Annotated in this window: 12 protein-coding genes; 1 reads left to right on the plus strand and 11 read right to left on the minus strand. The window is 71.2% G+C overall.

Features of this window, described 5'->3' with window-relative positions; translation table 11 throughout:
• Positions 1–21: 21 nt before the first annotated feature.
• The 5 genes from fdhD to RQG84_RS01895 all read right to left on the minus strand — a co-directional run bounded on the left by fdhD (position 22) and on the right by RQG84_RS01895 (position 5,343).
• Entirely contained in the window at positions 22–882 is an 861-nt protein-coding gene (gene fdhD / locus RQG84_RS01875) for a formate dehydrogenase accessory sulfurtransferase FdhD (protein WP_311208598.1), read from the minus strand.
• A complete protein-coding gene (locus tag RQG84_RS01880; protein WP_311208599.1) occupies positions 879–1,148 on the minus strand; it encodes a DUF6457 domain-containing protein in 270 nt (89 codons plus the stop codon). The genes fdhD and RQG84_RS01880 overlap by 4 nt, the downstream gene beginning before the upstream one ends.
• Positions 1,145–1,720: an NTP transferase domain-containing protein gene (locus RQG84_RS01885; protein WP_311208600.1), complete on the minus strand. Its 576-nt coding sequence runs from the start codon at positions 1,718–1,720 to the stop codon at positions 1,145–1,147. Before RQG84_RS01885 ends, RQG84_RS01880 begins: the two co-directional genes overlap by 4 nt.
• Entirely contained in the window at positions 1,717–4,158 is a 2,442-nt protein-coding gene (locus tag RQG84_RS01890) for an FdhF/YdeP family oxidoreductase (RefSeq protein ID WP_311208601.1), read from the minus strand. The genes RQG84_RS01885 and RQG84_RS01890 overlap by 4 nt, the downstream gene beginning before the upstream one ends.
• Before the next feature lie 87 nt (positions 4,159–4,245).
• On the minus strand, positions 4,246–5,343 hold the full coding sequence (locus RQG84_RS01895) for an alpha/beta hydrolase fold domain-containing protein (protein ID WP_311208602.1): 1,098 nt from the start codon (positions 5,341–5,343) through the stop codon (positions 4,246–4,248).
• 113 nt (positions 5,344–5,456) lie between these two features.
• Here RQG84_RS01895 and RQG84_RS01900 point away from each other — a divergent pair, with 113 nt between their 5' ends.
• Entirely contained in the window at positions 5,457–6,845 is a 1,389-nt protein-coding gene (locus tag RQG84_RS01900; protein WP_082480457.1) for a wax ester/triacylglycerol synthase family O-acyltransferase, read from the plus strand.
• A gap of 66 nt (positions 6,846–6,911) precedes the next feature.
• Here the strand turns inward: RQG84_RS01900 and RQG84_RS01905 are convergent, their stop codons facing one another.
• The 6 genes from RQG84_RS01905 to RQG84_RS01930 form a co-directional block, all read right to left on the minus strand.
• Positions 6,912–8,231, minus strand: coding sequence for a hypothetical protein (locus RQG84_RS01905; protein WP_311208603.1), 1,320 nt, complete (start codon positions 8,229–8,231; stop codon positions 6,912–6,914).
• A 207-nt stretch (positions 8,232–8,438) separates the two neighbouring features.
• Positions 8,439–9,752, minus strand: a complete 1,314-nt coding sequence (locus RQG84_RS01910) for a hypothetical protein (protein ID WP_055968646.1) — start codon at positions 9,750–9,752, stop codon at positions 8,439–8,441.
• Positions 9,753–9,886: 134 nt separating this feature from the next.
• Entirely contained in the window at positions 9,887–11,164 is a 1,278-nt protein-coding gene (locus RQG84_RS01915) for a hypothetical protein (RefSeq protein WP_311208604.1), read from the minus strand.
• A 23-nt stretch (positions 11,165–11,187) separates the two neighbouring features.
• On the minus strand, positions 11,188–11,607 hold the full coding sequence (locus RQG84_RS01920; RefSeq protein WP_311208605.1) for a DUF3592 domain-containing protein: 420 nt from the start codon (positions 11,605–11,607) through the stop codon (positions 11,188–11,190).
• Positions 11,608–11,610: 3 nt separating this feature from the next.
• On the minus strand, positions 11,611–12,246 hold the full coding sequence (locus RQG84_RS01925; RefSeq protein WP_311208606.1) for a hypothetical protein: 636 nt from the start codon (positions 12,244–12,246) through the stop codon (positions 11,611–11,613).
• A gap of 13 nt (positions 12,247–12,259) precedes the next feature.
• Complete coding sequence (locus RQG84_RS01930; RefSeq protein WP_055968638.1) at positions 12,260–12,649, minus strand: hypothetical protein; 390 nt, start codon at positions 12,647–12,649, stop codon at positions 12,260–12,262.
• Between the last annotated feature and the right edge of the window lie 165 nt (positions 12,650–12,814).

Genomic DNA, 12,814 nt, shown 5'->3' on the forward strand with positions numbered 1-12,814 from the left:
TGGGGCACCTGCCCCGGGCGCTCAGTCGACGACGACGCGCTCGGGGTGGGTGTACACGTTGAACGTCGTGCCACGGGAGAAGCCCACGAGGGTCACGCCGAGCCGGTCCGCGAGGTCGACGGCGAGCGAGGAGGGTGCACTCACCGCGGCCAGCACGGGGACGCCGGCCATCGCGGCCTTCTGCACGAGCTCGAACGACGCCCGGCCCGACACCTGCAGCACCGAGCCGGTCAGGGGCAGGCGATCCTCGCGGAGCGCCTGGCCGACCACCTTGTCGACGGCGTTGTGCCGCCCGACGTCCTCGCGCACCGCGAGGGCCTCGCCGGTGGACGAGAAGAGTCCGGCCGCGTGCAGCCCACCCGTGCGCTCGAACACCGCCTGCTGGTCGCGCAGCAGGTCGGGAAGGGCGCCGAGCACCTTCGCCTCGACCCGCACGGCGTCGGCCGACACGTCGAAGGCGGAGGTCGTGGCCACGGCGTCGATCGAGGCGAGCCCGCACACCCCGCACGAGCTGGACGTGTAGACGTTCCGCTCGCGGCTGGCCGCCACGACCGTGCCGGCACCGGTGACGCCGACGTCGATGACGTTGTAGGTGTTCTCCTCGAGGGCCTGGCGGGGGTGCCGGGCCGTGGGCGGCGTCGGGGATTGTGCGCAGTAGATCATCGTGCGCAGATCGGCCGGGCTCGTGACGACGCCCTCGGAGACGAGGAAGCCGGCGACGAGGTCGAAGTCGTGACCGGGCGTGCGCATGGTGACGGCGAACGACGTGCCACCCACCCGGATCTCGAGCGGCTCCTCGGCCGCGAGGGAGTCGTGGGCGGGCGTGGCGCCCACACCCACCTCCACCCGCAGGATCCGGCGGCGCTGCACGGGCTTGGTCATGCCGGGTCCTCGGTCGTCGCCGAGGCCTCCGCGAGGGCCGCGGCCCGATCAGTCGCCCGCTGCACCGCGTCGGTGCCACCACCGGCCAGGCCGGCGGCGTACCCGACGAGGAAGGTCGTCAGGGGCGCGGCGGGACGCACGACGGCGTGCGCGGCGACAGCCGCCAGGTCCAGCACCTGCGTCACGTCGGTCCCGGGGTCGTCCACGCCCAGCTCGGCGCACAGGGCGTGCCACCAGGTCTGCATCGTCTCGTCGCGGTCGCTCACGGTCGGTCCTCCTGGAGGGTCCTGAGGTCGTCGGGGGTGTCGAGGTCGTGGGTCGCTCCTGCCGGTGCGGGCGCGAGTGTCACGTCGAGGTGTGCGAACACGCTGTGCAGCGACGCGTCCGCGAGGTCGGGAAGGTCCCTCACGGTGCGTGCGGCGTCGGGGGAGAGCAGGGCCGACGTCCAGTGCGCCCGGCCGGTCTCGTCGGTGAGGACGCGCGCGCCCCCGCCGAGCGGGGCAGAGAGCAGGGCGTCGACGAGTGCGGCCGCGCGGGGCAGGTCGGCCGCCAGCACCACCACGGGGAGGTCGTCGGGCAGAGCCCGCAGCCCGGCCTGGAGGCCGGCCGCAGGACCGGCGCCGGCCGGCTCCTCGCGGGTCCACCGCACGGGCCGCGGGGTGGGCCGCTCCGGGCCGACGACCACCACGGCCGCCTCCGTCGGCAGGGCGGCGAGCGCGTGGTCCAGCAGGGACAGTCCGTCGACGACGGCGCGCGTCTTGTCGGCCCCGTCCCACCGCCGACTGGTGCCACCGGCCAGCACGACCGCCCCGACGGCGGACCTCGGTGCGCCCGTCACGAGAGGTGCAAGGGCTCCGGGTTGGGACGGGACCGGTGCTCGGTGTCGCTCTCGGTCGCGTCCTGCGTGCCGTCCGCGCCCTCGCCGTCACGTGTCGCCGAGGGGGGAACGAGCCGGATGACCACGGACTTCGACGTCGGGGTGTTGCTGTGCTCGGCCACCGAGTCGAGCGGCACCAACGGGTTGGTCTCCGGGTAGTAGGCCGCCGCCGTGCCGCGGGGGGTGTCGTAGGAGACGATGCGGAACCCGGGCGCCACGCGGTCGACGTCGTCGTCCTCCCAGTGGGTCACGAGGTCGACGACGTCGCCCTCGCTCCACCCGAGCGCGGCCACGTCGTCGGGGTGCACCATGACCACGCGGCGCGCGTCCTCGATGCCGCGGTAGCGGTCGCTGAGCCCGTAGATCGTGGTGTTGAACTGGTCGTGGCTGCGCAGGGTCTGCAGCAGCAGGTGGCCGTCGGGCACGTGGAGCACCTCGATCGGCGACACCGCGATCTCGCCCTTGCCGCTCGTGGTGCGGAACGTGCGCGAGTCGCGGGGCGGGTGGGGGAGCACGAAGCCGCCCGGCCGGTCCACCTTGCGCTCGTAGTCCTCGCAGCCCGGCACGACGCGTGAGATGTGTCCGCGGATGATGCCGTAGTCCTCGGCCATCGCGTCCCAGTCGATGCCGTGCACGTCGCTCCCGTCGTCCTGGCGCAGCGTGGCCCGGGCGATGCCGCAGACGATCGCGGTCTCCGAGCGCAGCTCGGGGCTCGCCGGCTCGAGGGGGCCGCGCGAGGCGTGCACCGACGACATGGAGTCCTCGACGGTCACGAACTGAGGACCGGACGCGCGCACGTCGATCTCCGTGCGACCCAGGGTCGGCAGGATGAGGGCGGTCTCGCCGTGCGTGAGGTGGGACCGGTTGATCTTCGTCGACACGTGCACGGTCAGCTCGGCCTTGCGCAGCGCCTCGGCGGCGACGTCGGTGTCGGAGACCGCGTGCACGAAGTTGCCGCCCAGCCCCATGAACACCTTCGCCTTGCCGTCACGCAGCGCGCGGACGGCGTCGACGGTGTCGTAGCCGTGCTCGCGGGGCGGGTCGAAGCCGAACTCGGCCTGGAGCGCGTCGAGGAAGTGGTCGGGCGCCTTCTCCCAGATGCCCATCGTGCGGTCGCCCTGCACGTTGGAGTGACCGCGCACGGGGCAGACGCCCGCACCGCGCTTGCCGATGTCGCCGCGCACCAGCGCGAGGTTGACGACCTCCTTGATGGTCGCCACGGCGTTGCGGTGCTGCGTGAGACCCATGGCCCAGCAGTAGATGGTGGCGTCGGAGTCGGCGATCATGCGCGCCGCCTCCTCGATCTGCTCCCGCGACAGACCGGTCGCGGCGGCGACGACGTCCCAGTCCAGCGCGCGGACGTGCTCGGCCCAGGCGTCGTAGCCGGCGGTGTACTGCTCGACGAAGGCGCTGTCGACCGCCCCCCACTGCTCGAGCAGGTGGCCGATGGCCTGGAAGAGGGCGAGGTCGCCGTTGATGCGGATCGGCAGGTGCAGGTCGGCGATCGGCGTGCCGCGACCCACGACGCCGCGCGGCTTCTGCGGGTTGCGGAAGTTGACCAGGCCGGCCTCGCGGAGCGGGTTGATCGAGATGATCTTGGCGCCACGTCGCTTGGCGATCTCCAGCGCCGACAGCATGCGCGGGTGGTTCGTGCCCGGGTTCTGACCGGCGATGACGATGAGCTCGGCGTCGTAGATGTCGCGCAGGCTGACGCTGCCCTTGCCGATGCCGATGGACTCGGCGAGCGCCACGCTGGTCGACTCGTGGCACATGTTCGAGCAGTCGGGCAGGTTGTTCGTGCCGAAGGCCCGGATGAACAGCTGGTACACGAAGGCGGACTCGTTCGACGCGCGACCGGACGTGTAGAAGATCGCCTCGTCGGGGGAGTCGAGTCCCTTCAGGTGCTGCGCGACGAGCGCGAACGCGTCGTCCCAGCCGATCTGCTCGTAGTGCGTGCCGCCCGGTCGCTTGACCATGGGGTGGGTGATCCGGCCCTGCTGGCCGAGCCAGTACTCGTCGTGGGCGTCGAGGTCGGCGATGGAGTGCCGGGCGAAGAACTCCGGCGTGGCCCGGGCCCGGGTGGCCTCCTCGGCGACGGCCTTGGCGCCGTTCTCGCAGAACTCCGCGGCGTGGCGCTCGTCGGGGTCGGGGTCGGGCCAGGCGCACGACATGCAGTCGAAGCCGTCGGCCTGGTTGAGCTTGAGCAGGGTCTGCCCGGTGCGCTTCGGCCCCATGTGGGACAGGGCGCGCTCCATCGAGACCCGGACGGCCGTGACGCCGGCGGCGGCGTCCTTGGGGGCGTGGACCTCCAGGCCGCTCTCGTCCTGGACGCCGAAGCCCGCGACGACCTGCGCGTCACCTGCTCCGGGTGCGTGCGGCGTGGACGAAGAAGTGCTCACGGTGGTCCTCCCGATGCGTGGCGGCGGTCACCTTCGACCGTACCCGCTCGGGGTCGGAGCCGCCTCGCGTGCGGGGGAGGGCGCCGCTCAGACGGCGGCGACGCCGGTGCGCCCGCTGCTGCGTCGCCGAGGTGCGGCGACGGTGTCCTGCTCCGGGGCCTGGGCCTGCTGCGCGCTGAGGCCGGTGACGAAGTCGCCGATCTCCTCGATCGCCGCCCGTGCCTCCGGCACCCACGACGCGGCAGCCTGGAAGACGTGCACCTGGCGGTCCCATACCTGCAGGTCGACTGGGACGCCGGCCTGCACCAGCCGTGCGGCCATGTGCTCGGCGTCGGCGAGCAGGATCTCGCGGGACCCGATCTGGATGAGGGCCGGTGGCATGTCCTCGAGGGGCATGTCGACCGGACAGGTCCGCTGCCCGTGGATGCCGCGCCGCGTGTCCATGCGCAGCGAGACCTCGGTGAACTTCTCGAGGGCACGCAGCGGGAAGGTCTGGCAGCGGTCGGCGTTGCGGTGCTGGCGCTTGCGGGTGGCGTCGACGTCGAGCAGGGGCGAGATGGCCACCACGCCGGCGGGACGGCCCAGACCGGCGTCGAGCACGGCGCGAGCCACGCTGAAGGCCAGGTAGCCGCCGGCGGAGTCGCCGGTGATGGTGACGTCCTCGGCACGGTAGCCCTGGTCGAGCAGCCAGCGGAACGCGTCGACGCCGTCGGCGACCGACTCGGCGATCGGCTCGTAGGGCATCTGGCGGTAGCCGACGTTGAGCACGGGCTGGCCGGACGCGTCGGAGATGCGCGAGACGAGTCGGCGGTGCGTGTTCAGCCCGCAGGTGAGGAACGCGCCGCCGTGGAAGTACAGGATCACCTTGGGGTTGCCGCCGTGGATGTCGCGCACGTCCTGCGCGAGCACCAGCTCGCTGCCGCAGCGCGCGAGGTCGACCGTGCGCCAGCTCGTCCCCTCCTGCACCGGGAGCAGCCGAGCGGCGTGCTCCAGCAGGTTGGGCGGGAAGAGGTCGAACGGCAGGCGCGTCCACAGGTCGAGGAGCGGGCGGACCGTGTGCCGCAGGCCGAGTCCGAGGACCTGGGACTGCAGGCTCGCGCCCTCGACGAACCGGGCCTCGGCCGCCAACGACAGGTGGCCCACGGCCCCGGCTCGAGCGGATCGGCGATCCGTGGTGCTCCCCATGTGACTCTCCCGTCGTCATGCAGTGTTCACGAATATGTCACACCCGGTGACCTGCGCCACACGAGGTCGTTACCTTAGCGGCAGCCCTTCCTCTGCCGCAGGAGATTGATCGCATGCCCTTCATGCCCCCCACGGACTCGATGTTCCTGCTGGCGGAGTCCCGTGAGCACCCCATGCACGTCGGTGGGCTGCAGCTGTTCCAGCCCCCGGAGGGCGCCGGCCCGGAGTTCGTGCGCGACCTCGTCGAGGGGTTCCGCTCGGTCGACCACATCTCCCCGACGTTCCGCAAGAGGCCTGCCGAGCCCGTCGGCCTCGTGGGCCAGACGTGGTGGGCGCAGGACGACGTCATCGACCTGGAGTACCACGTCCGTCACTCGGCGGTCCCCCCGCCGGGGCGGATCCGCGAGCTGCTCCAGCTCACGTCACGCTGGCACGGGTCGCTCCTGGACCGGCACCGCCCGCTGTGGGAGACGCACGTGGTGGAGGGCCTGCAGGACGGCCGGTTCGCCGTGTACAGCAAGGTCCACCACTCCATGGTCGACGGCGTCTCGGCGCTGCGGCTCATGCAGCGCTCCCTCAGCGAGGACCCGGAGCGGCGCGACTGCGTGCCGCCGTGGGCCCTCCCGTCTCGGCAGCGGCCGACCACGGAGGTGTCCCGGCGGCTGCCCGACCCCCTCGGCGTGCTCCGGGGCGGCCTGGCGGTGGCCGAGGACGTGGCCGGACTCCTGCCGGCCTCGATGCGGATCGTCAACCAGATCGTCCGCGAGGGCGACGTCACCCTGCCGCGAGCGCCCAAGACCATCCTCAACGGTCCGGTGGGCGGTGCACGCCGGTTCGCGGCCCAGTCGTGGGAGATCGAACGGATCAAGCGGGTCGCCAAGTCCTCCGCCACCACGCTCAACGACGTCGTGCTGGCGATGGTCGCCGGTGCGCTCCGGGAGTACCTGCTCGAGCAGAACGCCCTGCCCGACGACCCGATGACCGCCATGGTTCCCGTCTCCCTGGCGCTGCGGGCCGAGTCGGCCGGGTCGACCGAGGAGGCGACCGGCAACTCGGTCGGCGTGATCGTGGTGAACCTGGCCACCGACGTCGAGAACGGTGCGACCCGCCTGGAGGAGATCGCCTACTCGTCCAAGCGGGCCAAGAAGATCCTCGGTGGACTGTCCCCGACGCAGATCCTCGCCTTCTCCGCCCTGCAGATGGCGCCGTTGGCCCTCACGCCCGTGCCCGGCTTCGTCCGGTACACGCACCCGCCGTTCAACGTCGTGATCTCCAACGTGCCCGGGCCGACGAGCCCCATGTACTACAACGGCGCCAAGCTCGACGGCATGTACCCGGTCTCGATCGTGCTGGACGGGCAGGCCGTCAACGTGACGCTGTGCAGCCGGGACCGCTACCTGGACTTCGGCATCATCGGGTGCCGACGCAGCGTGCCGCACCTGCAGCGTCTGCTCACCCACCTCGAGACGTCGCTCGCTGAGCTCGAGACGGCCTGGGGCTGACCGGGGGCCGTCCTCCCCGGGTCTCGGGGAGGACGGCCCGTCGGCGGGTGACCGGTCCGGTCCGGATCAGCAGTCCGGGCGGTCGACGAACTGCGAGCCGTCCCAGTACTTCGAGTCCGTGAGCTCGCGGTTGGTGAAGTCCACCTCCGCGGAGCCGCCGATCTCACCCAGCAGCTCGCCGCTGATGTTGATGCCGTACGTGTTCGGGTCCTGAGAGTAGGTGTTCTCCGTCATCGTGCCGAAGTCGCGGGCGGCGTTGATGAAGTTGCTCGTCGCCAGCGGGTTGCCCGTCAGAGCCGCCAGGATCGGGGCGTCCTGGAGCGGGTCGCCCGTCAGCGGCACGGTGGCCTGGTACTCCTTGTAGGTCTGGTCGTCGGAGTTGGAGGCGATGTCGCCGGCGTCGGCGCCGTAGGACACGCCCATGGTGAGCGTGACGCTCTGGGGCTTGCCGTCCTTGTCCATGTTGAGTGCGTAGAGACCGTCGCCCGATGCCGTCGCCGAGGCGTCGACCCCGGTGAAGGTGCCGAAGGCGTCACCCTTGACGGAGCTGCGGTAGTAGGCCACGTAGCCGTCGGGGGTGGTCTTCGCGCCGAGGTAGGCGCCGGCCTCGACCCGCACCCCGGCGCCGACGACGATGTTCGACGCCGAGGCCGACGCGTTGCCCTCGATGCCACCCTCCACGAACTCCTCGTCGGCGTCGGGGACGCCGTCGACGAACTGGTCGAGCAGGCTGTTCAGCGGGTTGGGCGGTCCCTCGATGTCCCCGATGATGGGGAGCTTGTTGAGGCCCGGGACGTCGGCCGGACCGGGGATCTCGGGGGCGACCGAGTCCTTGATCTGGTCGGCCAGGAGCCCGTTGAGGATGTCGTCGACCCCGGCCTCGTCGTCGGCGTACCAGGTGCGGCCGGTACGCCCGGCGAGCAGGGCCTCGGCGGTGGCCGAGGCGACGGCGCCGTACTTCTTGCCGTCGAGGGTCACGCTGACGTCGATGCCGGGCCCCACGCCGATCCCGACCTTGCCGAGGTCGACCTCGGACACGCGGTACGTCCCGTCGGACAGCTCCTCGACGAGCAGCTCCTTGCCGACGGCGACGGTCACGATGAAGGACCCGGTGACCTTGACGCTGCCCTTGTCCGAGCCCACCACGCACGGGGCGTCGGGGATGCGCTCCTCGGGCGTCGGGGTCTCGCGCGGCGGCTCGCAGTCACCGCCGCCGGCGATGTTGAGGATCTGGCAGATCCGGTAGGACACCTCGGCCTTGAGCTGCGGGCTGGTCTGGACGATCGTGCCCGTGGTCGCGAGCACGAGGATCGAGGCGAGCACGATGACGCCGACGATCTCGAGGGAGCCTTGGCCGCGCTCGGAGCGGCGGGTGCGAAGGAGCATGTCGAGGGCCTGTCAGGTGAGATCCGGGGGGGTGCCGCGAGCGTAGGAAGCCCGGCGACCCGGGCGCCCGGGTCCTGGGGCCCCACCGGGTCCCATCGAGGGCCCAGCCCACGACGGACCAGCCCACGAGGGCCCCGCGCGGCGCGCCGACGGCGCCCCTCCCTCTGCGGGAAGGACGCCGCCGTCGCGGGTGCCGTGCTTCGAGGCTCAGCAGTCGGGGCGGTCCACGAGCGCGTTGCCGTCCCAGTACTGGGAGTCCTCGAGCTCGCGGGTCGTGAAGTCGCCCTTCACCGATCCGCCGTAGTCGCCGATGAGGGACCCTCCGATCGTGAGCCCATAGGTGTTCGGGTCCTGGGAGTAGGTGTTCCGGGTGATCGTGCCGTCCTCCTTGGCCCGGTCGATGAAGCTCTGCAGCATGGCCGGGTTGGTCATCTCGGCCAGGATCTGGGCGTCCTCGAGCGCGTTGCCCGTCAGGGGGACGTTCATCTGGGTCTCGACGTACTTCTGGTCGTCGGTGTTGGAGCCGAGGTCGCCCGTCTCGGCGGCCAGCGTGTAGCCCGTGGTGAGCGTGACGCTCTCGGGCTTGCCGTCCTTGTCGAGGTTGACCGCGAACAGCGCCTCGCCCGAGGCTCCTGCCGACGCGTCGTCGAGACCGGCGGTGGCGAAGACGCTGCCGCCGACCTTGCCCTTGTAGTAGGCCGTGTAGCCGTCCTTCGTCTTCTTGGCGCCGAGGTACACACCGAGGTTGACCTCGCCGCCCGCGCCGGCGGTGATGCCCGAGATCGAGGCTCCGGCGTTGCCCTCGAGCCCGCCCTCGACGAACTCCTCGTCGGGCTCGGGCAGGTCGCCGATGATCTGCTCGAGGATCGCGCGGGTGGGGTTCGGCGGACCGCCGATGTCGCGGATGCCGGGAAGACCGCCGACGATCGGGATGTCCTTCGGGCCGGGCAGGTCGGGAGCGACCGTGTCGAGCACCTCCTCGGCGATGAGGCCGTTGAGGATGTCGTCGACCTCTCCCTGGTCGTCGGCGTTCCACGTGCGTCCGGTCTGGCCGGCGAGGATCGCGTCGGCCGTGGCGATGGCCACGGCGCCGTACTTCTTGCCGTCGAGGGTCACGCTCACGTCGAGTCCCGGCCCGACACCGATGCCCACCTTGCCGAGGTCGACCTCGGTCACGCGGAACGTCCCGTCGGAGAGCTCCTCGATGAGCAGCTGCTTGCCCGCCGTCACGGAGACGACGAACGCACCCGTCACCTCGACGCTGCCCTGCTGGGATCCCACGACGCACGGCTCGTCCGGCAGTCGGTCCTCGGGGGACCGGGGGGCGTCCGGGGCCTCGCAGTCGCCGCCGCCGGCGATGTTGAGGATCTGGCAGATCCGGTAGGACACCTCGGCCTTGAGCTGAGGGCTGGTCTGCACGATCGTGCCGGTGGTGGCCAGCACGAGGATCGAGGCCAGGACGATCACGCCGACCAGCTCGAGTGAGCCCTGACCGCGCTCGGAGCGCCGCTTGAGGAACATGGTGACGACCTGTCGAGTGGTGTTGGGGGGAGAGGAGCAACGCCAGGATAGGGACCTCCTGCCCTGTCACACCCGGGCCCGTGGGCCCGGTACGGGCCCTAGGTGGACCTAGATCGGCGCCCGCGACCCACCCGTCAGCAGTCCGGGCGGTCGGCCATGCGGGTGCCGTCCCAGTACTGCGCCTCCTGGAGGTCGCGCGTGGTCAGGTCGCCGGAGATGTCGATGCCGATCTTGGGGCCCAGGCCGGCCTCGCCGCTGTAGCCGTAGGTGTTCGAGTCGTCCTCGAAGACGCTGCGCGTGACCGTGCCGCGTTCCTGCGCCTCCCGGACGAAGTCGTCCGCGGTCAGCGGGTTGCCGAGCATCGCGAGGACACGAGCGTCCTCCGTGACGTCACCGGTGAGCGGGATCTCGACGGTGACCTCGGTGTACTGGTCCGCGTCGCCCTCGGTCGTGTACTGGATGTCCGCCTTGCCGGCGATGCCGGAGGTGACCTTGACCGACGTGGGCTTGCCACTCGAGTCCGTGTTGATCTCGATGAGCCCGTCGACCTTGCCGTTGAGCTGGCCCTCGGCGACGAGGAGGGTGCCGAACGCGCTGCCCTCGAGCTCGGTCCGGTAGTAGGCGGTGTAGCCGTCAGGCGTCTTCTTGCCTCCGAGGTAGCCGCCCAGCGAGACGTCCGCCCCGGCGCCCGCCACGATCGCGGTGGCGGAGGCCCCGGCCTCGCCCTCGATGCCTCCCTCGATGAACTGCTCGTCCGGATCGGGCAGGTCGCCGCCGATGAGGTTCTTGGCAGCCCCGTTGAGGGGGTTGGGCACGATGCCGAGGATCTTCTTCGGCGTGACGGCGTCGACGACCTTGCCCTTGGTCATCGTGCTCATCAGGTCCTCGAGCTCGCCCTCGTCCTTGGCGTACCAGGTGTTGCCCTTCTCGCCGGCCAGGAGGGCCGAGGCGTCGGCGGACGCACCGTAGCCGTAGTCGACGCCGTCGATCGTCACGGTGTTCTCGGCGCCGACGCCCGCCGTCACCCCCAGGCCTCCGGAGTCGACCTCGGTCACCTTGAACGAGCCGTCCGACATCTCCTCGACCATGTACTTCTTGCCCGCGTTGCCGGTGAAGAACGTGAACGAGCCGCCCACGCTCGCCTCCGTGCTCGTCGAGCCGGCCAGGCACGGGTCGTCGGGCAGCCGGTCCTCCGGGCTGGGCACCTCGGCCTCCCCGGGCGCCTCGCAGCTGCCGCCGCCGGCGAAGTTCAGGATCTGGCAGATCCGGTACGAGACCTCCGACTTGAGCTGTGGGCTGGTCTGCACGATCGCGCCCGTGGTGGCGAGGACGAGGATCGACGCGAGGATGATGACGCCGACCATCTCGAGGGACCCTTGACCGCGGTCGGGGCGTCGGGGCGAGAGCAACATGGGTGAGACCTGTCCGTGGGGGATCAGAGGGAGATGACGATGCTGGAGACGAGGACCAGTGCGACGAGGGCGACGACCAGCAGCCCGGCTCCGATGTAGACGAAGATCCGGCCGCCCTGCACGAAGGAGTCGATGGACCCACGTGAGGGGCGCTCGGGGTCGTAGAGCACGGGGACGGCGGTCCCCGGAGACGGTCCGAGGGACTGCTTGACCGACGAGGTGTGCTGGTGCACCTCTCCGTGCTGGTCCCGCCACTGGAAGGTGGGGTAGATGGAGGTCATGCCGCGGTCGGCGCGGCCCGTCCGCCGATCGACCACCACGCCGGTCGTCCGTGTCCACCCGCGCATCATCCGGGTGCGGACGATGCCGATCGTCAGGAACACGGTCCCGAGCAGTGCCGGGATCCCTGCGGCGAGGACGGGTGCGAGCGCGGCATCGGACACGGGTCAGCCCTCGTTGGCCTCGGCCTTGACGACGACGGTCGACAGGACCTCGGCGGGCACGTCCTGGGAGTCCGCGGACAGCGCGGTGACCTGCACCTGGGTGCCGTCCGCCAGGTCGAGGACCAGCGTGCGCGTGGCCAGCTCGGGCGTCACGGCGGGCGAGGCGGAGGCCGACGGAGAGGCGGTGGGGATCGGCGCCTGAGCCTCGTACTCGAGGAAGTAGGCGCTCGAGGCCTTCGGCCAGACGATCTCCTGCGGCTCGATGTTGCGTCCGCCGAGGGTGGCCATGGCCGAGATGGCGAGGGCCTGGGCCGCCTTGTCGGCCGGCTGCTGCGGATCGGTGATGACCCGGACGTCGACGCCACCGGTGGCGATGCCGTCCTGGACCTGACCGCGCCAGACGGTGGACGTGATGTTGTCGGCGGGCTGCGTCTCGGGCTGCTTGTCCCAGTCCGAGGGCACGGCGATGCTGACGGCGCCGAGGTCGGCCTCGACGAACCCGGAGGGAGTGCCCTCGGCGGGCTGGATGACCTGGTCGTCGGGCACGGTGGCGGTTCCCTCGGTGTCGGAGTCGGAGCCCGAGCAGGCGCTCAGGGCGAAGGCGGTCGCGACGAGTGCGGCAGCGAGTCGGAGGTTCATGGGACTCATCGTCTCATCGCACCGCGTTGCCGCTGGTGCGGCTCAGCGCGAGCACGAGGAGGAAGGCGACGCCGGCCCACAGGACGAGGTCGACGAGCGCGGCCGCCAGCGGGAGGTCGCTGACGAGCTGCCCGGCGAACGACGCCCCAGCCCAGCTGGAGAAGTTGAAGACCCAGCCGATGACGAGGCCCAGGAACAGACCTTCGGGGGCGTCGTCGGGGCGCATGCGGGTCCACCAGATGAAGGCCGTCACGGCGAGCGCGGCGATGACGAGGAAGCTGCGCGTGATGACGCCGCTGGTGACCGAGGCCTGGTCGACGGCGACCACACCTGCGATGACCGCGGCGACCATGGTCAGGACACCGGCCGTCAAGGCAGTGCCGAGGACGATCATCGGTCGCATGGTGGCTCCTAGGAAGAGGGCGACCCCGCAGGGTCGTGGTCGTGGCGAGAGGGACGTCAGGAGGGGAGAGCCGGCAGCTGCCGTGCTCTCCCCGTCCCGATGGGCTGGTGTCAGCCGGCGTTGAGGATCTCGGAGATCTTCTCCTGGATCTTGGCGGTGATGTCG

It is taken from the genome of Aeromicrobium sp. WCS2018Hpa-31, assembly GCF_031843905.1.
GTDB lineage: Bacteria > Actinomycetota > Actinomycetes > Propionibacteriales > Nocardioidaceae > Aeromicrobium.